Annotated in this window: 17 protein-coding genes; 6 read left to right on the top strand and 11 right to left on the bottom strand. The window is 70.5% G+C overall.

The features are described from left to right. Window positions 1-33: 33 nt before the first annotated feature. Genes ACWD04_RS06665 through ACWD04_RS06685 form a run of 5 tightly spaced genes read right to left on the bottom strand, consistent with a single transcriptional unit; the run spans window position 34 to window position 6,170 of the window. Window positions 34-2,718 (bottom strand): SpoIIE family protein phosphatase, encoded by a 2,685-nt coding sequence (locus ACWD04_RS06665; RefSeq protein ID WP_451128812.1) that lies wholly within the window; start codon window positions 2,716-2,718, stop codon window positions 34-36. 46 nt (window positions 2,719-2,764) lie between these two features. Further along, the gene (locus tag ACWD04_RS06670; RefSeq protein ID WP_451128814.1) at window positions 2,765-3,511 is read right to left on the bottom strand and encodes a YqjF family protein; all 747 of its coding nucleotides are present in this window, start codon (window positions 3,509-3,511) and stop codon (window positions 2,765-2,767) included. 49 nt (window positions 3,512-3,560) lie between these two features. Next, on the bottom strand, window positions 3,561-4,574 hold the full coding sequence (locus ACWD04_RS06675) for an NAD(P)/FAD-dependent oxidoreductase (protein WP_451128816.1): 1,014 nt from the start codon (window positions 4,572-4,574) through the stop codon (window positions 3,561-3,563). Next, on the bottom strand, window positions 4,571-5,098 hold the full coding sequence (locus tag ACWD04_RS06680; protein WP_451128818.1) for an isoprenylcysteine carboxyl methyltransferase family protein: 528 nt from the start codon (window positions 5,096-5,098) through the stop codon (window positions 4,571-4,573). Before ACWD04_RS06680 ends, ACWD04_RS06675 begins: the two co-directional genes overlap by 4 nt. 13 nt (window positions 5,099-5,111) lie before the next feature. Beyond that, entirely contained in the window at window positions 5,112-6,170 is a 1,059-nt protein-coding gene (locus ACWD04_RS06685) for a type III polyketide synthase (RefSeq protein WP_451129232.1), read from the bottom strand. 117 nt (window positions 6,171-6,287) lie between these two features. Here ACWD04_RS06685 and ACWD04_RS06690 point away from each other — a divergent pair, with 117 nt between their 5' ends. After that, window positions 6,288-7,175 carry a UbiA family prenyltransferase gene (locus ACWD04_RS06690; RefSeq protein WP_451128820.1) on the top strand — a complete coding sequence of 296 codons (888 nt, stop codon included), beginning with the start codon at window positions 6,288-6,290 and terminating at the stop codon, window positions 7,173-7,175. Window positions 7,176-7,232: 57 nt separating this feature from the next. On the opposite strand, the gene ACWD04_RS06695 is transcribed toward ACWD04_RS06690, so the two are convergent. Genes ACWD04_RS06695 through ACWD04_RS06705 form a run of 3 tightly spaced genes read right to left on the bottom strand, consistent with a single transcriptional unit; the run spans window position 7,233 to window position 10,428 of the window. Beyond that, window positions 7,233-8,132, bottom strand: a complete 900-nt coding sequence (locus ACWD04_RS06695) for a carbohydrate ABC transporter permease (protein WP_451128822.1) — start codon at window positions 8,130-8,132, stop codon at window positions 7,233-7,235. Continuing rightward, window positions 8,129-9,091: a carbohydrate ABC transporter permease gene (locus ACWD04_RS06700; protein ID WP_451128824.1), complete on the bottom strand. Its 963-nt coding sequence runs from the start codon at window positions 9,089-9,091 to the stop codon at window positions 8,129-8,131. The genes ACWD04_RS06695 and ACWD04_RS06700 overlap by 4 nt, the downstream gene beginning before the upstream one ends. Beyond that, a complete protein-coding gene (locus ACWD04_RS06705) occupies window positions 9,088-10,428 on the bottom strand; it encodes an extracellular solute-binding protein (RefSeq protein ID WP_451128826.1) in 1,341 nt (446 codons plus the stop codon). Before ACWD04_RS06705 ends, ACWD04_RS06700 begins: the two co-directional genes overlap by 4 nt. 460 nt (window positions 10,429-10,888) lie before the next feature. Here ACWD04_RS06705 and ACWD04_RS06710 point away from each other — a divergent pair, with 460 nt between their 5' ends. Next, a complete protein-coding gene (locus ACWD04_RS06710) occupies window positions 10,889-11,803 on the top strand; it encodes an AurF N-oxygenase family protein (protein WP_451128828.1) in 915 nt (304 codons plus the stop codon). Window positions 11,804-11,812: 9 nt separating this feature from the next. After that, window positions 11,813-13,474 carry an FAD-dependent oxidoreductase gene (locus ACWD04_RS06715; RefSeq protein WP_451128830.1) on the top strand — a complete coding sequence of 554 codons (1,662 nt, stop codon included), beginning with the start codon at window positions 11,813-11,815 and terminating at the stop codon, window positions 13,472-13,474. A gap of 51 nt (window positions 13,475-13,525) precedes the next feature. Here ACWD04_RS06715 and ACWD04_RS06720 read toward each other — a convergent pair whose 3' ends face one another. Further along, on the bottom strand, window positions 13,526-14,881 hold the full coding sequence (locus ACWD04_RS06720) for a lysine N(6)-hydroxylase/L-ornithine N(5)-oxygenase family protein (protein WP_451128832.1): 1,356 nt from the start codon (window positions 14,879-14,881) through the stop codon (window positions 13,526-13,528). Between the two features lie 241 nt (window positions 14,882-15,122). Here ACWD04_RS06720 and ACWD04_RS06725 point away from each other — a divergent pair, with 241 nt between their 5' ends. From ACWD04_RS06725 to ACWD04_RS06735, 3 genes are all read left to right on the top strand, one after another. Continuing rightward, on the top strand, window positions 15,123-16,070 hold the full coding sequence (locus ACWD04_RS06725; RefSeq protein WP_451128834.1) for a methionyl-tRNA formyltransferase: 948 nt from the start codon (window positions 15,123-15,125) through the stop codon (window positions 16,068-16,070). Window positions 16,071-16,107: 37 nt separating this feature from the next. After that, window positions 16,108-16,686, top strand: a complete 579-nt coding sequence (locus tag ACWD04_RS06730; RefSeq protein WP_451128836.1) for a MarR family winged helix-turn-helix transcriptional regulator — start codon at window positions 16,108-16,110, stop codon at window positions 16,684-16,686. Window positions 16,687-17,131: 445 nt separating this feature from the next. Continuing rightward, a complete protein-coding gene (locus ACWD04_RS06735; protein ID WP_451128838.1) occupies window positions 17,132-18,577 on the top strand; it encodes a glyceraldehyde-3-phosphate dehydrogenase in 1,446 nt (481 codons plus the stop codon). Between the two features lie 57 nt (window positions 18,578-18,634). Here the strand turns inward: ACWD04_RS06735 and ACWD04_RS06740 are convergent, their stop codons facing one another. Together ACWD04_RS06740 and ACWD04_RS06745 are read right to left on the bottom strand one after the other, a co-directional pair. Continuing rightward, window positions 18,635-19,639, bottom strand: coding sequence for an alpha/beta hydrolase (locus ACWD04_RS06740; protein ID WP_451128840.1), 1,005 nt, complete (start codon window positions 19,637-19,639; stop codon window positions 18,635-18,637). A 49-nt stretch (window positions 19,640-19,688) separates the two neighbouring features. Further along, entirely contained in the window at window positions 19,689-21,854 is a 2,166-nt protein-coding gene (locus ACWD04_RS06745) for a SpoIIE family protein phosphatase (RefSeq protein WP_451128842.1), read from the bottom strand. Window positions 21,855-21,867 lie beyond the last annotated feature (13 nt).

A 21,867-nucleotide genomic window follows, 5' to 3' on the forward strand; every position in this document is an offset into this window, starting at 1 on the left:
CCTGCCGGTGTTCCGTCTCACCGGGCCGTGCGCCTACGGCTGCAGCAGTTGTTCCGTCCAGATGACCTTGCCACCGTCTTCGGTGTAGCGGGTGCCCCAGCGTTCGGCCAGCTGGGCGACGAGGAACAGACCCCTGCCGCCCTCGTCCATGCCGGCCGCCTGGCGCAGATGGGGCGCGGTGCTGCTGTGGTCGGACACCTCGCAGATCAGCGTCCTGTCACGGATCAGCCGCACGCGGATGGGCCCGCGCGCGTAGCGGATGGAGTTGGTGACCAGTTCGCTGAGGATCAGCTCGGTCGTGAACGCCTCCTCGACCAGATTCCACTCGCTCAGCTTGCGGGACACATCGGAGCGGACCCCGGACACGGCCGAGGGGTCGGAGGGCACGTCCCACTCGGACACGTTCTCGGAGGCCAGGCAGCGGGTGCGGCCGACGAGCAGCGCGACATCGTCGCGCGCCCTGGCGGGCACCAGGGCGCGGATGACGGCCTCGCACGTCTCCTCCGGGGTCCGGTCGGGGTGCCCGGACAGGGCGGCACGCAGCAGTTCCAGCCCTTCGTCGATGTCGCGGTGCCGGTCCTCTACGAGCCCGTCCGTGTAGAGCACCAGTCGGCTGCCCTGGGGGATGTGCACATCGAGGGTCTCGAAGGGCATGCCGCCGAGCCCCAGGGGCGGGCCCCCGGGAACATCCGCGAACGCGGCGTCGCCTTCGGGGCTCACGATCACCGGCTGGAGGTGGCCCGCCCGCGCCATGGTGCAGCGGCCGGACGCCGGGTTGTAGATCGCGTAGAGGCAGGTGGCCCCGGTGACGCCGCCTCCCTCGGAGCCCTCGGCCGACTCGTCCAGATCTATACGCGTCACCAGCTCGTCCAGGTGCCACAGCAGCTCGTCCGGGGGCAGGTCCAGGGTGGAGAAGTTGTGGACCGCCGTACGCAGGCGCCCCATGGTGGCGGCGGCGTGGAGCCCGTGGCCGACCACGTCGCCGACCACGAGTGCGACCCGGGCGCCGGGCAGCGGGATGATGTCGAACCAGTCGCCGCCGACGCCGCCCAGCCCTTCGAACCCGGCCTGCGCGGGGAGGTACCGGTAGGCGGCGTCGATGGCGCTCTGGTCGGGGAGTCCCTGCGGCAGCAGGCTGCGCTGCAGGGTGACCGCCACGTTGTGCTCGCGCGCGTAGCGGCGGGCGTTGTCGATGCTCACCGCGGCGCGGGCGACGAGCTCCTCCGCGACGGACAGGTCCTCGTCCTCGAACGGCTCGGGCCTCTGGGCCCGCCAGAACAGGGCTACGCCGAGCAACACGCCCCTGGCCCGCATCGGCACAGCCATCAGCGAGTGGAATCCGCTCCCCACCATGCGCTCGGCGCGTTCCGGGTGCTGCTGCTGCCAGCCGGAGCGCTGTGCCAGATCGGTGTCGAGGACGGCTTCGCCCCTCAGCATCCCGGCACCGATGTCCGTGGTCGGCAGGAAGCGGATCACCGACCCCAGCGGGTGGAGCCCCGTATCGTCGCGGACGCCGCTGAAGGCCGAACGGCGCAGACCGTCGGTGGTGGTGCGGGCGGCCGTGGGTTCCTCGCCGCGCAGCACGCCCTCGGCGAGATCGACGGTGGCGTAGTCGGCGAACCTGGCCGTGGCGAAGTCCGCGAGTTCCTCGCACGTCCGTACGACATCCAGGGCGGTGCCGATCTCCGTGCCCGCGTCGTAGAGGAGCTTCAGCCTGGCGCGCGCCACGGCCGCCTTGCCCGTCAGGGCCTGCAGCTCCGTGGTGTCGCGCAGAGTCGTCACGCTGCCGGACGGTCCGCCGTTCCTGTCGGTGGTGCGCTGGCTGACGGCCAGCAGCCGCGCGCCCACGGAGTGCACCTCGTCGGTCGCGCTGCGTCCTGAGTCCAGCAGTCTGGTGATCACCGGGGCGAGGCCGAGTTCGGCCACGCGTCTGCCCTCGACGTCCGGTGGAAGGCCGAGGAGCCGTCGTGCCTCGTCGTTGGCCAGCAGGAGCCGCCCGTCGCCGCCGACGATGACCACCCCTTCGCGTACGGCGTGCAGAACGGCGTCGTGGTGCTCGTACATCCGGGTCATCTCGGTCGGGCCGAGACCGCGCGTCTGGCGTCTCAGCCGCCTGGTGACGAGTGCGGTGCCTCCCATGGTGAGCAGCAGGATGCCCGCGGCCGAGCCGAACAGGAGGGGGAACTGGCTCTCGGCGGCCCCGCTGACGTTCTTGATGGTGATTCCCGCGGACACCAGGCCCACGACCTTGCCGTTCGCGCCGGTCACGGGCACCACGGCGTAGACGAGCGGGCCGATCGTCCCCTCGGACTTCTCGCTGACGACTCCGCCGTTCAGGGCGGGGGCCACTCTGCCGACGAACTTCTTGCCGATCCTGTCGGGCAATGGATGGGTGTAGCGGACACGCTCCCGGTTCATGACGACGACGAAGTCGACCCCGGAGCCCTTCCGTGCCGCCTCGGCCTTCGACTGGAGCACGGCGCTCGGGTCGGGACTCCGCAGAGCCGCTTCCATGCCGGGGGCGTCCGCGAAGGTCTCGGCGACGGCGATGGAGCGATTGCGGGCTTCGCGTTCACTGCCGGTCCGGGCCTGAAGCACGAGCGCGGCCACGGATGCAACGGCGAGCAGCACCACGATCGCCACTTGCAGGAGAAAGACCTGACCGGCGAGGGTTCTCATGCGGAGAAACGAACGCGGGCGGCCGTAGCGTCCGGCCATGTTCCCTTTTCTACACGACTTCCCGCTCCCTCGCCGCCCGCCGTCCTCACAGGCGGCCCGGGCGGCCGAAGCGCACCGGGACGCCGGGTGAGTACAGCACGCTCAGCGGCTCCCCGACGGGCGCGGGCAGACCCGCCGCCGTCACCAGGCTCTCGTCGCACTCGAGCAACTGGGCACGGTGCAGGGGCCAGCGGGGGTGGGCGTTCGGAAGGAACACCGGGCGCCCGTGGAAGGTGCTGTGCAGACCCCACCGCGCGGTCAGGAAGTGTTCGAGCTCGCTGGGGGACTCGATCCGCCGACCGGCGCGCAGCACGATCCGGCTGTGGGCGCCCCGGGGCCCGGGGAGGCGCCGGCTGCTGGTGTAGGTGAGGGTGTCGGCCTCGCGCCTGATCTCCATCCGGGACCACACGTACGGCAGTCGGAAGACTGTCCGGGCGACGGCCACGGGGATGAGCCGGGAGGCGTCGAGCGAGCGGAAGACCACCCCGCGTCTGCCATGTGCGTCGCGCGAGTACAGCCGGACGTTGGTCTCGGGGAAGGTGCCCAGGTAGGGGAGGCCGGGGAGGCGGAGGCATCCGACGCGGTACATCCGGAAGGCGACGAGTCCGACGTAGGTGACTCCGCCCAGGGTGTCCGGCACGGTTCCGGCGGGCAGGAGCGGCGCGACGTCGCCGGGGTCGGCCGCCCAGTGCAGGAACGCCAGGTCCAGCCAGGACTGTGTCATCAGCGGGTTCATCGCCGGGTGCGGCGGGTCGGGGGTGATGGGCTGGGGCGTACGGGGGGCGGGCGGCACCCTGACAGAATGGCAGAGCGGGCGGCAACTGCTGCGGTACGGCGTACGACTACTGCAGGGCGCGTACCGCGGCCCTGAACAACGGGGGCAGCCGGTGTGCGGCGGGCACGATCAGCCCGGCGGTCAGCGGATGCCCCGCCGCGCCCAGCAGTGCTCTGGTGAGCAGCCTGTGGCGTCGCGTCAGCCGCGCCCATCTCGCGGGGTAGTCCTCGGGCCGTCCCGCGACGAGGCAGTCGACCGCTGCCGACGCCGTCGCCGCAGCCATCGCGATGCCCTCACCGGTGAGTGCGTCGACGTAACCCGCCGCGTCCCCGGCCAGCAGGACCCGCCCGGCTCCCGGTGCGCTCGCGGTGCGGCGCAGGGGGCCCGCGCCGCGTACGGGCCCGGCCTCCAGGCCCCGGAGCGTACGGGCCAGTGCGGGGAAGGCGGAGAGGTGCTGCTCGTAGGAGCCCTGGAAGCGGCTGAGAACGGCGACACCCACCAGCCCCTCCCCCACCGGTGTCACGTACGCCTCGCCGTGGCGCGACCAGTGGACCTCCACGAAGTCCGTCCAGGGCGCGATCCCGTAGTGGCGGCGCAGCCCGTATCGGCGCGGTGCGGAGCACGGGCGTTCCAGGCCGAGCGCGCGGCGCACCGGTGAGTGCAGGCCGTCGGCGGCGATCAGCCAGCGAGCCGTCAGCCCTGCCGCGGTGACGCTGTCGTGTCCTTGGCGCACCTCGCCCGCCCGGCCCGTGACGACCCGTACCCCGAGCTCCTGGGCCCGCCGGTGCAGGGCGGCGTGCAGCGTGGTCCGCCGGGCGCCGAGCCCCGGGTGGCCCGAGAAGTCGGCCTCCGCCTGCCGGGCACCCTCGATGTACCGGATCCCCCGGAGTTCGCTGCCGGCCGGAGTGACGCCCAGCGCGCGCAGGGCCGCCACCCCGCTGGGCATGATCCCCTCGCCGCAGGCCTTGTCCACGGGGGCGGGACGGGGTTCGACCACCACGGCGTCCAGGCCGGCCAGGGCGGCCCGGATACCCGCCGCCAGGCCGGCCGGCCCGCCGCCCGCCACCAGGATGTCGATCACGCGCGTGCGTCCGCGCCCGCGAGCCGGGTCAGCGCGACGTCCTCGCATCGGATGCGTACGGTCATGAGCGCCGCATTGAGCACGGTGAACAGGACGGCGGTCACCCAGGCGCCGTGGACCAGCGGCAGGGCAGCCCCTTCGGCCGCGACCGCGACGTAGTTGGGGTGGCGCAGCCACCGGTAGGGCCCGCCGGTCACCCGGGGCAGGCCCGGGACGACGATCACCCGGGTATTCCAGCGGCGTCCCAGTGTGCGGACGCACCACCAGCGGAGCCCCTGCGCGAGGGCCACCACCGCCACCATGGCCCAGCCGGCCCATGGCACGAACGGGCGGCCGGCCAGCCACGTCTCGGCGGGACAGGCCGCGAGCAGGGCGGTGTGCAAGGCCACCATCACCGGGTAGTGCCCGCGGCCGGCTTCGGTGCCGCCCCGGGCCAGGCTCCAGCGGGCGTTGCGCAGCGCCACCGTGAGCTCGGCGAATCGCTCGGCGGCGACGGCCAGCACGAGGACGGTGTACCAGATCATGTGTTCCTCCGGACTACCAGCGCAGCAGCACCAGTTCGCAGCAGAAGCCGGGGCCCATGGCCATCAGCAGGCCGGGCGTTCCGGGTTCGGGCCGCCGCTGCTCCATCGTGTCCCGCAGGACGTGCAGGACCGAGGACGAGGACAGGTTGCCGACCTCGGCCAGTGAACGCCAGGTGACGCCGAGGGCCCCCTCGGGCAGGGACAGGACGTCGGTGACGGCCTCCAGGACCTTGGGTCCGCCGGGGTGGCACACCCAGCGGGCGATGTCCTTCGGTTTCAGCCCGTGCTGTTCCAGGAAGCCGCCGACGTCCTCGGCGAGGTAGCGGCGTACGACGTCGGGGACGGCCGGGTCGAGCATCACGGTGAAGCCGGAGCCCCGGATGTCCCAGCCCATGACGTGGCCGGTGTGCGGGTACAGGCGGCTGCGGGTGTCCACCACCTCGGGGCTGTCCGGCGTCGTCCTGTGCCCGGCGCCGACGAGGACCGCGGCCGCGGCGCCGTCGCCGAACAGCGCGGTGGCGACCAGGTTGGCGCGGCTCGCGTCCTCCCGCTGGAAGGTCAGGGAGCAGAGTTCGACCGAGAGCAGTACGGCCACCTGCCCGGGCCGGCCGAGCAGGTAGTCGTGCAGCCGCGCCACCCCGGCGGCTCCGGCGACACAGCCCAGTCCGAAGACGGGGAGCCGCTTGACATCGGCGCGCAGACCGAGACGTCCGACGAGCCGCGCGTCGATGGAGGGCGCCGCGATCCCCGTGACCGAGGTGAACATCAGCAGGTCCACATCGACGGGGCGCAGCCCGGCCTTGCGCAGGGCGCCGCGCACGGCTTCGGCGCCGAGGTCGACGGCCGCGCGGATGAACTCGTCGTTCGCAGCCCCGAAGCCGTCCAGTTCGCCGTAGCGCTCCAGGGGCAGCACCATGTTCCGGGTGCGCACCCCCGCGTTCGCGTGGATCCGGTCCAGCACGCGGCGGTCGGCCCCATCGGGCAGACAGGTGCGCGCCACCATGTCGGTGACGGCCCGCTGGGTGTGGCGGCCCGGCGGCAGGACTCCGTGGACAGCCGCGATCCGGGTCACCCTGGCCACCGCTTCGGAGAGGTCATGACCCACATCCTGCCTACAGAACCTGGCAATTGCGCGCACATGCGACGCGCGGCTGCCGTGTTCACGCGCCCGTGTCCCTACGATCGCCCCGTGGACACCACGGACCGGCCTCGGACACCTGCCATCGCCCCACGCCTGCCGCGCCGGTCGGCGGGGCTGGTCCGGGCCTGCCATCCGGGGCCCGTCGCGGCGGTGACCGTGCTCGTCACCGCACTGGCCGTCAGCTCGGGTCCGGGGAGCGGCCGTCGACTGCTGGTCGCCGGAGCCGTGCTGACCGGCCAGCTCTCGGTGGGCTGGTGCAACGACGCGTTCGACGCGCGCCGCGACGCCGAGGCCGTGCGCCCGGGAAAGCCGGTGGCCCGGGGTGCGGTGGGCCCGGGCCTGGTGTGGAGCGCGGCGTTCACCGCGCTGTCCCTGTGCGCGGTGCTGTCCCTCGCGTGCGGTGCCGCGGCGGGTGCGGCGCATCTGGCCGGGGTGGCGGCGGCGTGGGCGTACAACCTGAAGCTCAAGGAGACGGTGCTGTCCTGGCTGCCGTACGCGATCGGCTTCGGCAGCCTCCCGTGTCTGGTCGCCCTGAGCCTGCCGGGAAGCCCGTGGCCCGCGTGGTGGGCGGTGACGGCGGGTGCGCTGCTCGGTGTGGCGGCGCACCTGGGCGACGTGCTCCCGGACATCGAGGCGGACCTGCGGGCGGGGATCCGAGGCCTGCCCCAGCGCCTGGGCCCTGCCCGCACCCGTCTCCTGCTGCCCCTCCCCCTGGTGGCGGCCACGGCCGTACTGGTCCTGGGGCCCGTCGGGGCGCCCGACGGACCAGGTGTCGTCGTCCTCATTGGGGTCGCTCTCTGCGCCGTGCCGGCGACGACGGCGTGCGCCGGCTCATGGCCGGCGCGGACATGGCGCAAGGCCGCGCTCGCGGGGCCGGTCGCGGTGGCGGCGGCCGATGTGACCCTGCTCCTGACGGCGGGCACGGAGATCGCCTGACGGCCCGTACGGATGTTGTGCCGGCCGTACGGGCCACCAGGTGTGGTGTGGCCGCTACTACTGGCCGGCGAGACCGGTGTGCGCGATACCGCGCACGATCTGCCGCTGGAAGAACGCGAAGACGATCAGGAGCGGGATCCCGGCGATCACGAGGGAGGCCATGATCTGGGCGTACCGCACCCCGAAGGTCGACTGGACGCTGACGAGGCCGACAGGCAGGGTCATTCCACCGGGGTCGGTGGTCACGAGGAACGGCCACAGGAAGTTGTTCCAGGTGGAGATGAAGGTGAAGATCGCGACGGCCGCAAGCACGGGCCGGGACAGCGGGATGACGATCGTCCAGAACACCCGCCAGCGTCCGGCACCGTCGACGAAGGCCGCCTCCTCCAGTTCCCGGGGTACGCCTTCGAAGAACTTCACCAGGATGAACACCATGGCGGGCACGGCGACCTGGGGCAGGATCACGCCCCAGTAGGTGTCGACGAGGCCGAGCTGGACCATCTCGCGGAAGAGAGGGGCGATGAGCACCTGCGGGGGCACCATGATGCCGGCGAGCACCAGCCCGTACAGCAGCCTCCGGCCGCGGAAGTCGGTGCGGGTGAAGCCGTACGCGGCCATCGCACACGTCACGACGGTCAGCAGGGTGGTCATGACGGAGATGTACGCCGAGTTCATGAGCCAGATCATCAGGTCGCCCGACTCCCAGACCTTGCTGTACGCGTCGAAGGTGACGCGCGAGCCGATCCAGGAGAGCGGTGTCTTCGTCGTGTCGCCCTCCGGTTTCAGGGAGGTGGCGACGGCCCAGGCGAGCGGCAGGAGCCAGGCAGCGGTGAGGAGCAGGGCGATGACGAGCAGAACGATCCTGCCGGGCGTCCAGCGCGGGCGCCGGCCCCCGGCGTCGGCGGACCGTTCCGTCCGTGGGGCGGGGCGGGTGGTGACGGTGGTGGAACCGCTCACTTCGCGGCCTCCTCAGCTCGGCGCCGGGACAGCAGCGGCTGCACCAGGGAGACGGTCAGGATCAGGGCGAAGAAGATGTAGGAGACGGCAGAGGCGTAGCCGATGCGGTAGCCGGTGAAACCCTGCTGGTAGACGTACTGGAGGATCGGCCGGGTGGACTCGTCGGGGCCGCCGCCGGTCATGATGTAGACCTGGTCGAAGATCTTCAGCGAGGCCAGCACCTGGAGGACCACGACCACTCCGGTGGTGCGGCGCAGCATCGGCAGGGTGATGTGCAGGAGCCGCTTCCCGACGCCGGCACCGTCCAGTTCGGCGGCCTCGTACAGATACGCCGGGATGGCCTGGAGGGCGGCGAGGTACAGCAGGAAGTTGAAGCCGACGGTCCACCAGACGGTGGTCGCCACGATGCTGAGCATGGCGTACCGCTCGTCGGTCAGCCAGCCGATCTCCGGCGTCAGTCCGACGGCGGCGAGCAACTGGTCGGCGAGGCCGAAGTCGGACGGAAGGATCATGTTCAGGAACAACAGGCAGACGACGCCGGACGGCAGCAGGAAGGGCGCGAACCAGCTGAGCCGCCACAGCCACTGCACCACCTGGAGCTGGTGGGCGAGCAGTGCCAGCACGAGGCCGACGACGACGAGGGGCACGGTGGACAGGACCGTGAACCACACGGTGTTCCACAGCGAGGACCACACCTCGGGGTCGCGCACCGCCTCGGCGTAGTTGTCGAGGCCGACGAACTCACCTCCGGCGCCGGTGATGTTCTCGCTGGTCAGGCTCATGCCAAGGCCGGATACCAGCGGCCAGATCAAGAACACGGCGTACACGAGGAAGAACGGCGCGATGAACACCAGACCGTGTTCGGTCCACTTCCTGCGGACGCCGCGAGCCGGACGCCCGGCCGCGCCCTCGGCCGGCTTCGCCACGGGTGTCGGCGACACCGCTGCGGTGGAGGTCATGACGCGGCTCCCGGGAGGGGGTTGCGGGTGTCGAGGAGCGTCCGCAGCCGGGACTTGGCCTCGGTCAGGGCATTGCGCGGGCTCCGGGAGCCGGTGAGGACCCCCGAGAACACGGCACCGAGCTCGATCCACATCCGGGAGGCGGAGCCGGCGAACCACGCGGGCTCATCCAGCGCCACGTCGTCGATCACCGAGCGGTATTCGGACTGCGGCTTCAGGGCGAGGTAGGCCGGATCGTCGAGCACCGGAAGATAGGCGGGCACATGCCCGCCCTCGGCCCATGCGACGGAGTTCTGCAGCATCCACGCGGCGAGGGTGTGGGCCGCCTCGTTCGTGGCGCCGCCACGGTCCTTCTGGTGCGGCAGGACGAAGGCGTGGCAGTCGGCCTGCGTGGCCGCGGTCCCGAACAGCGCGGGTATGCGGGTCATGGAGAACGGGAGACCGGTGGTCTTGAAGGTGGAGATCTCCCATTCGCCGTTGAGGTGGAAGGCGGTCTTCCCGCCGTTGAAGACGCCGATGGATCCGGCGTAGTCGACCCGGCGCACCATCAGCCCGTCCTCGATGAGCCGGGCCAGGTATTCCAGTACCCGCAGCGCCTTGGCGTCGTCGAGTGCGAGGCGCTTGCCGTCGGCGGAGAGCACTGTACCGCCGGTCTGCGCGTAGAAGCTGGAGAAGAGCCGCCAGGGGGTGATGCAGTCGGGCCCGAGCGTCTCGACCACGAGACCCGGCCGGCCGGTCGCCTTCTTCGCGGCGCGCAGCGCGTCGGCGAACTCCTCCGCGCCGCTGATCGGCTTGAGCCGGCCGCCCGCCATGAGCCCGGCCTTCTCACAGATCTCGGTCTGGTAGTAGAGGACGAAGGGGTGGGTGTCGAGCGGGACGGCGTACTGCTTGCCGCCCACCTGACCCCGCCGCCAGATCTCCGGCGGGAAGTCCTTCTCCCGTACGCCGTGTTCGGCCAGCAGGTCGAGGTCGAACGGGTCGAGGAGCCTGCCGGGGGCGAAGCCCGCGAGCCGGGCGAGGTGCAGGGCGGCGATCTCGGGAGCCCGGCCGCCGGCGCCGGCCATGCCGAGCTTGGTGTAGTACGGGGCGCCCCATTGCAGGGTCGAGGCTTCCAGGGCGATGCCCGGGTGCCCGGCCCGGAAGTCGTCCAGCATTCCCGTCATGTTGACGCCGTCACCGCCGCCGAACAGATGCCAGTACCGCAGCAGGGTCTGTCCCGGACCCGCGGCGGTCGCGGGCGCGGCACAGCCGGACAGGGAGCCCAGGGCTCCGGCGGCGACCAGGGCGCCGGCACCGCCCGCGAGGGCTCGGCGCCGACTGAGGAGGGGTGGTTGCATGGCGGCTCGTCTCGGCTCGTCTCTGAGTGCGGGGACGTGTGAAGAGAAGGCAGTGCGTTCGAAATTTCGACGCCTGCCCGCCACTTCGGTCGGGACCGTAGGTGCGGGAGAACGCGGCGTCAATGACTCGCGCTGAAATTGCGAACAATGTTCGATATCACGAACACGCACCTCCCTCCACGCCCCGGGCTGACGACAGGAACGCACACGCACGGGCATACGCGAGGAGATATCGCGGGGATGCGCTCACATTTCGTACTGGGGGGTAGGCCCACCCGGCATCCTTGCTATACCTTCCGTCTAACAAGCGGGGCGGAAGGCTGCCCGGCCGGGGCCGGCGCCGGCCCTCCGTCCATTGCTGTCGCCATCTCCTGTCGGCAGCAGATCATCTGACGACTCGTCACCGGCACGACACATGTGACAGCACCAAGGACAGCACTGACGGACAAGGAGCCGCACCATGGCAAGCAGCACTGTTCGACCGGATGCCGAGGACCGTCCGCCGGAGGACCACCTCACCCGCCGCCTGCTCGAATCGGCCGCCACGCTGGCGTACGACCCGGCCACGGAGGTCGACTGGGACACGCCGCTGGACAAGCAGTTCCACGGTGCGAGCCCCGAGTGGAGCACCCTGTACGGCACCGCGTACTGGGGCGAGCTGACCGATGAGCAGCGCAAGGAACTGACGCGCCAGGAAGCCGCTTCGGTGGCCAGCACCGGCATCTGGTTCGAGATGATCCTGCAGCAGATGGTCCTGCGCGACGTCTACGCGAAGGACCCCACGAGCGCGGACGTCCAGTGGGCGCTGACCGAGATAGCCGAGGAGTGCCGGCACTCGATCATGTTCGCCCGCGGCGCACAGAAGCTGGGCGCCCCGCCCTACCGGCCGCACCGGCTCGCGGTGGAGCTCGGGCGGGCCTTCAAGACACTCGCGTTCGGCGAGGCGGCGTACGCGGCGATCCTCGTCGCCGAGGAGGTCCTCGACGTCATGCAGCGCGACTGGATGCGGGACGAGCGGGTCGTGCCCTTCGTCCGCACCATCAACAACATCCATGTCGTCGAGGAGTCCCGGCACATGAAGTTCGCCCGCGCGGAGACCCGCAAGCACCTCAGCGGTGCGGGCCCGGTGCGGCGGCGGATCAACGCGCTCGTCATCGCGATCGCCTCGTACGTCATCGTCACCAGCATGGTGAACAAGGGCGTCTACGCCAACGCCGGACTCGACGGGAAGCGTGCCCTCGGCGAGGCCAAGGCCAATGAGCACCACAAATCGATGATGCGCTCGAGCTGTTCGGGGCTCATGGACTTCCTGGCCTCGGCCCGCCTGCTCACCAAGCCCGCCCTGGTGTTCTACAAGCGTGCCCATCTGATCTGAGCGGACGACATGACCTACGCCATCACCCAGACATGCTGCAGCGACGCCACCTGCGTCTCGGTGTGCCCCGTCAACTGCATCCATCCGACGCCGGAGGAACCGGACTTCGGCCGGACGGAGATGCTGTACGTCGATCCGAAGTCCTGTATCGACTGCGGTGCCTGCGCCGACGCCTGCCCGGTGGAGGCGGTCTTCCCGCTGGACCGCCTCCCTGCCGCACAGCAGGAGTACGGTCCGCTCAACGCGGCGTACTTCGCGGACAAGGGGCCCGGGGAGGCCGCCCCCGGGGGGCCGAACTTCCACGTGTGGGGAGAGCCCACCTTCAAGCGCAGCCTGCCGGCGGACTTCGCACCGATCCGGGTCGCGGTGGTGGGCACCGGGCCGGCGGGGATGTACGCCGCCGAGGACCTGCTGCTGCACACGGGCGCCGAGGTGACCCTGATCGACCGGCTGCCCGTCGCGGGCGGGCTCATCCGCTACGGCGTAGCGCCTGATCACCTGTCGACGAAGAAGGCCGGCGACACGTTCGCCAGGTTCCACACCCATCCGAGGGTGCGCATGCACCTCGGCCTGGAGGTGGGCCGGGACATCACTCCGGAGGAGCTCGCCGCGCATCACGACGCGGTGATCTACGCCGTCGGCGCCTCGGCCGGCCGCCGGCTGGGGATTCCCGGCGAAGACCTGCCGGGCAGCATCTGCGCGACGACGTTCGTCTCCTGGTACAACGCCCACCCCGAGGTCGCCCAGGACGCCGTGGACCTGTCCTCGGAGCGGGTCGTCGTGGTCGGCAACGGAAACGTCGCCCTCGACGCGGCACGGATCCTGGTCTCTGACCCCGATGCGCTGGCCACCGGCGACATCGCCGGCTACGCCCTGCAGGCACTGCGCACCGGTTCGGTACGCGAGGTGGTGCTGCTGGGGCGGCGGGGTCCCGAAGACGCGGCGTACACCAGGTCCGAGCTGCTCGCGCTCAAACATCTGGCCGGTGTGGAGCTGGTCGTCGACGACCACGACCCGCGGACCGGGGCCGCGATCGACGCCGCGGGGCCGGGCGACAGGGCCGCGCTGCTGCAGGGCGTCGCCCGGGAGACGGTGGACTGGTCGCGCCCGTCACCGGCGGGACGCCGCATCGTGTTCCGCTTCCATTCCGCACCGGTGGAGGCGCCCGGTGAAGGCGCTGTCAGCGTCGTACGGGTCACGGACGGCACGGGGAGCACGGACGGTCGGGAGATCCCGGCCGGGCTGCTGCTACGGGCCGTCGGCCAGCGCGGACTGCCGATCCCAGGGCTGCCGTTCGACGAGGCGACGGGCACCGTTCCGCACGAGGGCGGCCGGGTGGCGGGCCTGCCGGGGACGTACGTCGTGGGATGGATCAAGCGCGGTCCGTCGGGTGGCATAGGCGCCAACCGGACCTGCGCGGCCGAGACCGTAGGCACTCTGCTGGACGACGCCGTGGGCGGCACGCTGCCCGCGCCGGAGCACGGGGCGAAGGCGTTCCAGCGGCTCGTGCGGCGCCGGAACCCGCGGATCGTGGACGCCCGCGGTCTGGCGGAGATCGAGCGTACCGAACTGGCCCTGGGACGCCGCGACGGCCGGCCCCGGGTCAAGCTGGCGACACTTCCCGAGCTGGTGGCGGCGGCCAGGGGCGGACGGCGGCGGATTCCCGGCTGAACAGGTACCTGCCCGGCCCGCTGACGGCGCCTGCGAGCCGGGCCACCCGCCTCAGAGGGGTGTGCTGATCTCACCGACGGCGTCGCGAGCCGGCCCGGACACACCCTTCGGACCGCGCTCCACGATCGAGTCGAGGATCTCGCCGACCCTGATCGCGGTGTTCGACAGCAGGGACGACGTGATGCCGTGGGTGTGCTCCGTGCCGCCTTGCAGGTAGACGCCACACCGCAGTCCGGGATCGGTCGCCACGCGGTAGTCGCGCTCGACCCGGACGCGCCCCTGGTCGTCGAGCCGGCAGTGCTCCCCGATCTCGCTGAGGAGGCCGAGGGAATCGGCGGGCTGATAGCCGGTGGCGTAGACGACGACATCGGCGTCCAGCGTGGTCCGTTCGCCGGTGACCAGCGACTCGACCGTGGTGCGGACCGTCTCCGGCGTCTCGACGGCGTCGACCACCCGGGAGACGTTGAGGAACCGCAGCCTCTCCTTCCCGAGCACCTTCTCCTGGTACGTCGTGCGGTAGAGGTCATCGATCAGATCGATGTCCACCACGGCGTAATTGGTGTTTCCGTGATAGCCCATCAGTTTGCGCTTGGTCTCGTCCGGAGCGGTGAAGTACTCGTCGACCGCGTCCGGGTCGAAGATCCGGTTGGCGAAACCGCTGTCGTCGGCGGGGCTGTAACCGTAGCGGGAGAAGACGGCGCAGACCTCGGCCTCCGGGAAGCGGCGGTGCAGATACGCCACGTTCTCGGCAGCACTCTGACCGGCCCCGACCACGACGAAGCGGGACGGGGAACCGGCCTCGTCCAGGCCTTCCACCCGCGCCAGCAGGTCGGAGGTGTGCCAGATCCGTTCCGTTCGCTCGACGCCGTCGGGCATCTGGGGCCGCAGGCCCGTACCGATCACGAGGTTGCGCGCCCGGTGGACCACGACCTCCGATCCCGATCGTGCGGTCACATCCACATACTCCACGACACCGTCACACACGACGGGCCGGACGGCGATGACCTCGTGCCCGTAGGACACCATGTCGTCCACCTTGGCTGCGGCCCATTCGAAGTAGTCGTGGAACTCGACCCGCAGCGGGAAGAGGCTCTTGCCGTTGACGAAGTCGACCAGGCGCCCCTGGCTCTGCAAGTAGCAGAGGAAGCTGTATTCACTCGACGGGTTCCGCAGCGTCACCAGGTCTTTGAGGAAGGACACCTGCATCGTGGCGTCGTCGATCAGCATGCCGCGATGCCAGCCGAATCGTGGCTGCTTCTCGAAGAAGTGAGCAGTGACGGCCTGCTCCCTGCCGACGCGTGAGTTGCGCTCGGTGAGCGCGATCGCCATGGCCACATTGGACGGCCCGAAGCCGATTCCTATGAGGTCGTGGACCAGTGGCGCATCGTCGGGTGAAGGCTGTGACATGGGACTCCCATCGTGCGGGGGCAGCCGCTTGGCGGACGTGGGTACGACGGAACAGGGCACGCGAGCGGCAGCCGAGTAGGAACTTAGGTAAAGCTAACCTCATCACGGCGCGCTGTCGACTGGGCAAAACGGGCAAGCCCGAGTGATTCTTCATCAACTCGCCCCGCACGCACAGGCATTGCATGCTTAGGTTAGGCTTGCTTTACTAAGCATCACTTATTGTCGTTCCGAGGAGAGATTCATGCGGGTTGCCATGTTCGGCTATCAGACGTGGGGGCACCGGACCCTGCGGGCTCTCCTGGACGCCGGTCATGACGTGGCTACGGTGGTGACGCATCCCAGGAGCGAGCACGCGTACGAGAAGATCTGGAGCGATTCGGTCGCCGATCTCGCCGAGGAGAACGGCGTGCCCGTCCTGATCCGCAGCCGGCCCGACGACGAGGAGCTGCTCACCCGCCTCAAAGAGGCGGATCCGGACATCATCGTGGCCAACAACTGGCGTACGTGGATTCCCCCACACATCTACGGGCTCCCCCGGCACGGCACGCTGAACGTGCACGACTCCCTGCTGCCGAAGTACGCGGGCTTCTCGCCGCTGATCTGGGCGCTGATCAACGGGGAGCGCGAGGTTGGCGTGACCGCGCACCTGATGGACGCCGAACTCGACGCCGGCGACATCGTGGTGCAGCGTGCGGTGGAGGTCGGGCCCGCCGACACGGCCACGGATCTCTTCCACAAGACCGTCGACCTCATCGCCCCCGTCGTCACGGACGCCCTCGACCTCATCGCCTCGGGCCGTACCGACTTCACCGAGCAGGACCGGTCCCTGGCCACTTTCTTCCACAAGCGGTCGGACGAGGACATCCGCATCGACTGGAACTGGCCGGCCGAGGACCTCGAACGTCTTGTGCGCGCCCAGTCCGCCCCGTATCCCGGCGCGTTCACCCACCACAGGGGAAGGCGTCTGGAGATCGTGACGGCATTCGTGTCGGAAGGACGCTACGGCGGCACCCCCGGCCGGATCTTCTACCGCGAGGGCGACGGCGTGGTGATCGTCGCCGGGGCGGACGCCAGGACCGGCCGTAACCGCGGTCTGGCCATCACCCGGGTGCGCACGGAGGAGGGGGAGGAGATGCCCGCGACCGAGTACTTCACCTCCATGGGCGGCTATCTCACCGGCCGGCCCTGACCCCTGGCCTCCCGCCGTCGCCACGTAAGGAAGAACCATGCAACAGCCGAGCCCCCCGGCCACGGTTCACGCCCCCCGGGCCGGGGGTGCTACGCCGTCGAGCGTGCTGGACCTCAACGCCTATCTCATGCACGCGACGGGCAAGGCCGCACGCCGCAGGCTCACGGAAGTGCTGACGGCTCACGGACTGCGACTGTGGCACCTGACCATCCTGGCCATGCTGAAAGAGGCCGGCCCGCTGCCCAAGGGTGACCTCGCCGCGCGACTGGACATGAATCAGAGCGACCTGACCAGGACCGTCACCGACCTGGACGCGGCCGGTTACGCGACATGCGCCCGCGACCCCTCGGACCGCCGCCGCATCGAGGTCGCCCTGACGCCTGCGGGAGAGCAGGCCCTGGCGCGACTCAACTCCGATGTGTCCGCCGCCGAGGCCGGCCTCCTCACCCCGTTGACCGACGAGGAACGCGACCGGTTCGCCTCCCTGCTGCGCCGCGTCCACGACCACCTCGAAAGGGACCGGGCGGACCGCGGCCCCGCCGCCACCGAACCGGACGGCGGGCATGACACCCGTCCGGGCGCGGTGCGGCGCGTGGGAGGCCGCCCCTCCCGGTGAGGTGACCTCTCGGTTCTCCGTCCTGCGGTGCCACCGGTGGGTGGCGGGTGGCACCGCCGCCGAGCCGGCGGCGGGCTGCCGGCTCGATGACCACGGCGACATCGACGTCCTGCTGCCGGGGCGCGCGGCCGGCTCGCGTTGTCGGCGTGACATCGGGCCTGGCCTTGTGCCGGTTCCCGGACGGTGCGTGTCCCTTCATGACCGCGCAAGGAGCCCGGGTGCGTCTACGGAGCCGATCGTCCGCGAGGAGCCGTCCCGCCCCTCGTTCGGCGTCGCGTCCGGCCCTTCGAGGCCGAGACCTCGTCAAGGAAGGCGCACGCCCGAGCGGGCTCGTCGGCCTGTCCGCGCGGCGAGCGGGGGCTCAGGTGCAGGGGTGGAACCGATTGCATGATCAAAATCGAGTGCGGTTAACATATGAGCACCGCCTAGCTCGAAAGATGGACTTGTGACTGCCACCGAGGACTCGTTCACCAATTGGAAGACACGCGAGGAGATCGCGGAGTCGATGATCCCGATCATCGGGAAGCTGCACCGGGAGCGGGACGTCACGATCCTGCTCCACAGCCGCTCCCTGGTGAACAAGTCGGTGGTCAGCATCCTCAAAACCCACCGGTTCGCCCGGCAGATAGCGGGCGAGGAGCTCTCGGTCACCGAGACGCTGCCGTTCCTGCACGCTCTCACCGCGCTCGACCTCGGTCCCTCCCAGATCGACATCGGCATGCTCGCCGCGACGTACCGGACCGACGACCGCGGCCTGTCGGTGGACGACTTCACCGCCGAAGCCGTGGCGGGCGCGACAGGCCCCAACAAGACGGAGCGCCGCGAGGCGCGCGACGTGGTCCTCTACGGATTCGGTCGCATCGGCCGCCTCCTGGCCCGCCTGCTCATCGAGAAGACCGGCTCCGGCAACGGTCTGCGGCTGCGCGCCATCGTCGTACGCCAGGGTGCCGGCCAGGACATCGTGAAGCGCGCCTCCCTGCTACGCCGTGACTCCATCCACGGCCAGTTCCAGGGCACGATCACCGTCGACGAGGCGAACAGCCGGATCATCGCCAACGGTAACGAGATCCAGGTGATCTACTCCGACGACCCGACGTCGGTGGACTACACGGCGCACGGCATCAAGGACGCCATCCTCATCGACAACACGGGCCGCTGGCGCGACCGCGAGGGCCTGTCCAGGCACCTCCGTCCCGGCATCGCGAAGGTCGTCCTGACCGCGCCCGGCAAGGGCGACGTTCCCAACATCGTGCACGGCGTCAATCACGACATGATCAAGCCTGACGAGCAGATCATCTCCTGCGCCTCCTGCACCACCAACGCGATCGTCCCGCCGCTGAAGGCGATGGCGGACGAGTACGGCGTGCTGCGCGGCCATGTGGAGACCGTCCACTCGTTCACCAACGACCAGAATCTTCTGGATAATTACCACAACTCGGACCGTCGTGGCCGCTCGGCGCCGCTCAACATGGTGATCACCGAGACGGGCGCCGCCTCCGCCGTCACCAAGGCGCTGCCCGACCTCCAGGCGAAGATCACCGGCAGCTCGATCCGCGTCCCGGTGCCGGATGTCTCGATCGCCATCCTGAACCTGCAGCTCGCGCGCGGCACCAGCCGGGAGGATGTTCTCGACTACCTCCGAAATGTGTCGCTGACCTCGCCGCTCAGGCGCCAGATCGACTTCATCACTGCTCCCGACGCGGTCTCGAGCGACTTCATCGGGTCGCGCCATGCCTCGATCGTCGACGCGGGCGCCACCAAGGTCGAGGGCGACAACGCGATTCTCTACCTCTGGTACGACAACGAGTTCGGCTACTCCTCCCAGGTCGTCCGGGTCGTCCAGCACGTCTCCGGCGTCGAGTACCCGACCTACCCGGCCCCGGCGGTCTGATCCTTCCGGCCGGCGGCTCCCTGTGCCGGGACCCGCCGGCCGTGGACGGTCCGGGTGTCACCGGCGCAGTGCTGCCGCCAGCATCGGCAGAGCGTGGCGCAGTTCCCTGTACCCGTAGGTCCCGCTGTGCCCGCCCGGGTAGAGGTGGGTGGTGACGGGCGCGCCCAGCGACGTCAGCCGGTCGTGGAGCATCCGCGTCTCCTCGCCGCAGACCGCTTCGGTGACGGACACGACACCGTCGTCGGCGAGCGCGACCCACTTCTCGGTGCCGGGGATGTGGGGGTCGGGCTCGTCACCGTCGAGCGGGCCGGGCTTCCCGTCGCCCGAGGCCAGGTAGACAGGCGTACGCCGCAGTCCCGCGGCATGGTGGTACGGGTCCCAGTCGAGCCATGTCTTCCACTGCTTCCACGGGTCGCCGAAGATCGCGTAACCGTCCACTCCGACGAACTTCGCTCCCGAGAGCCACATCTCCGGATGCCGGACCGGATGCACGGGTGCCCCGAAAGCGGCGACGGCACCGAACAGCCCCGTGGTCCGGGCCGCGAGTCCGAGGACACCGAACCCTCCCTGGGACTCCCCTGCGGCCGCCCTGTTCGGGCCGGCGCCGTAGTCCCGCTCCACCAGGGGCACGACTTCACGGAGGAAGTACGTGCGCACCCGGGGAGGCCCTGCCTCGCCGTGGTTCCACCAGTCGGTCCAGAAACCGAACAGCGGCATGGCCGGCATGACCACCAGAACATCGCGCAGCTCGGCGAGTTCCTGCACCTTGAACAGGGTCGTCCAGGTGGTGTGGTCACCGTCTCCGCCTGCCAGCAGATAGAGCGTGGGCCAGCGGTCACCGGGACGGCGCCGGTCCCAGCCCCGTGGTGTCAGCAGGGCCACGGTGCTCCGGCCGCCGAGGGCCGGGGAGTTGAGGGTGAGTTCGATCAGCCGTTCGTCCAGCCGCCGTTCGGTGACGGCCTGCCCGGTGGCACCTGCGGGGGCGGCGGCGCCGAGGAGCGCCCCGGCGCCCAGCAGGGCACCGCTCGCCAGTACGGTGCGGCGTGAGTGTGTGTGCGACATAGCTGAGTTGTCGGCTGCCGGCCCCTTGACCTTGAACTCCCGGCCGGCATCAGGCCATGTTCGCCTCGTCCGTGCCCGGCAGCGGCTGTTCGGCCCAGATCGTCTTGCCCGTGCCGGTGTAGCGGGTGCCCCAGCGCTCGGTGAGACTCGCGACGAGCAGCAGGCCGCGTCCACCTTCGTCGAAGATACGGGCGCGGCGCAGATGGGGGGCGGTACTGCTGCCGTCGAAAACCTCGCAGATGAGCGCGGTGTCCCGGATGAGGCGGAGCCGGATCGGATCGCCGCCGTAGCGGATGGCGTTGGTGACCAGTTCGCTGACGACCAGCTCGGTCGTGAACACGGCGTCGTCCAAACCCCACGCCAGCAGTTGCGCGGAGGCGCGTTTGCGGGCGGTCGCCACGACGGCCGGATCCGCGGCCAGGTCCCACGAGGCGTAGTGGTGCGCGTCCAGACGCCGGGTACGAGCCAGCAGCAGGGCGACGTCGTCGTCCGGCTGCGGGGGGACCAATGCGTCCATGACGGTGTCGCAGGTCTCCTCGAGGGTGCGGGCGGGGCGGCCGAGCAGCTGACGCAGCTCCGTCAAGGCGGCATCGATGTCCCTGCCCGCCGTCGCGATCAGACCGTCCGTGTAGAGGGCCAGACGGCTGCCCTCGGGCAGCTCGAAATGGGCTGCCTCGAAGGTCATGCCACCCACCCCGAGCGGCGGTCCGATGGGCAGCGCCAGCTGTTCGACGGTGCCGTCGGGGCGAATCAGCATCGGCTCGGGGTGACCGGCCCTGGCCATCGTGCAGCAGCCGGCGGCCGGGTCGTACACGGCGTAGAGGCAGGTCGCGCCGGCGACCGTCGCGCCGACGGCGCTGTCCGCCGGCTCCTCTCGGTCGAGGGTCAGCACCAGGTCGTCGAGCTGCGTCAGCAGTTCCTCGGGCGTGAGGTCGACATCGGCGAGGGTCCGCACGGCGGTGCGGAGCCTGCCCATGGTGGCCGAGGCATGCAGGCCGTGCCCGACGACATCTCCGACCACCAGGGCGACCCGGGCGCCGGACAACGGGATGACATCGAACCAGTCCCCTCCGATGCCGGCGCCGTTCGTGTTCGGGAGATAGCGCGCGGTGACCTCGACGGCCTGCTGACGGGCCGCCCGGCGGGGCAGCAGGCTGCGCTGCAGGGCGAGGGCCGTGGCCCGTTCGCGGGTGTAACGCCGGGCGTTGTCCACGCAGACGGCAGCTCGCGAGACCATTTCGGTGGCCAGCTGAAGATCCGCACTGCCGAATCTCGCGGGGGTCCGGTGGCGGGCGAACACCACGATGCCGAGAGTGATGCCGCGCGCCCGCAGCGGAACGACCAGTACCGAATGGATTTTGTGAATACGCATGCCCCGCGCCCGTACCGGCTCGCCCGCCGCCCATTGCCGCAGAATCTCTTCGTCGACCGTTTGACGCGACGGTTCCCCTGCGATCAGGGCGCGACCGATGACGGAGTCCCGGCCGTAGTCGTGGGTCTCACCGAGCCGGACGACCGATTCGGGGCACCCTTCGAGCACCGACCGGTGGGCCGCCCGGTAGAAGGAAATCTTGTCCCGGTGCAGCACGGAGCGCGCCTCGTCGCCGGACAGTACCTCGGCGAGCAGGTCGACGGTCACGAAATCGGCGAAGCCCTCGCTGCCGAGCTCCGCCAGCTCCTCGGCGGTGCGGCCCACATCAAGGGTGCTGCCGATGCGCATGCTGGCCTTGTTCAGCATGTTCAGGCGCCGGCGTGCCTGGAACTGGTCCGTCGTATCCAGTGTCACGACGGACACGCCCTGGACCTCGCCGTCGGCATTGCGCACAGGCGACATCGCCGCCTGCCAGATGTGCTCGCCGCCCTCCAGCGTGAGGTGCGTCTCGTACGGCTCACCTTCGCCGGTTCTCAGCACCCGGTCGATGGCTTCGGCAAGCCCTGTTCCGCCCTCCAGGAACAACCCGGGCTCGACCTCCCCGGGCAGCAGTCCGATCAGCGAGGCCTCGGTCTTGCTGACCGAATCGGCCGCTGCCCGATTGACCATGGCGAGCAGCTGGTCCCGTCCGAAGTAAGCCACCGGCACCGGCAGCTGCTCCAGGATCTGGCGGCGCACCTCGTCGGACGGCACGCAGGGGGACCCTCTGCCCCCCTCAGCCGACGGTGCGGGCTCGCCTCTGTCCGCAGGCGGGCCTGCACGGCCCGACTCGTCCATGCTCATGGGCCCATCACTC

This window comes from Streptomyces sp. NPDC002911 (assembly GCF_053591835.1).

Excerpts from the sequence above, each read along its gene's own strand:
- ACWD04_RS06665 (WP_451128812.1), bottom strand. The coding sequence starts at position 2,718 with ATGGCCGGACGCTACGGCCGCCCGCGTTCGTTTCTCCGCATGAGAACC.
- ACWD04_RS06680 (WP_451128818.1), bottom strand. The coding sequence starts at position 5,098 with ATGATCTGGTACACCGTCCTCGTGCTGGCCGTCGCCGCCGAGCGATTC.
- ACWD04_RS06700 (WP_451128824.1), bottom strand. The coding sequence starts at position 9,091 with ATGACCTCCACCGCAGCGGTGTCGCCGACACCCGTGGCGAAGCCGGCC.
- ACWD04_RS06705 (WP_451128826.1), bottom strand. The coding sequence starts at position 10,428 with ATGCAACCACCCCTCCTCAGTCGGCGCCGAGCCCTCGCGGGCGGTGCC.
- ACWD04_RS06710 (WP_451128828.1), top strand. The coding sequence starts at position 10,889 with ATGGCAAGCAGCACTGTTCGACCGGATGCCGAGGACCGTCCGCCGGAG.
- ACWD04_RS06715 (WP_451128830.1), top strand. The coding sequence starts at position 11,813 with ATGACCTACGCCATCACCCAGACATGCTGCAGCGACGCCACCTGCGTC.
- ACWD04_RS06720 (WP_451128832.1), bottom strand. The coding sequence starts at position 14,881 with ATGTCACAGCCTTCACCCGACGATGCGCCACTGGTCCACGACCTCATA.
- ACWD04_RS06725 (WP_451128834.1), top strand. The coding sequence starts at position 15,123 with ATGCGGGTTGCCATGTTCGGCTATCAGACGTGGGGGCACCGGACCCTG.
- ACWD04_RS06730 (WP_451128836.1), top strand. The coding sequence starts at position 16,108 with ATGCAACAGCCGAGCCCCCCGGCCACGGTTCACGCCCCCCGGGCCGGG.
- ACWD04_RS06740 (WP_451128840.1), bottom strand. The coding sequence starts at position 19,639 with ATGTCGCACACACACTCACGCCGCACCGTACTGGCGAGCGGTGCCCTG.
- ACWD04_RS06745 (WP_451128842.1), bottom strand. The coding sequence starts at position 21,854 with ATGAGCATGGACGAGTCGGGCCGTGCAGGCCCGCCTGCGGACAGAGGC.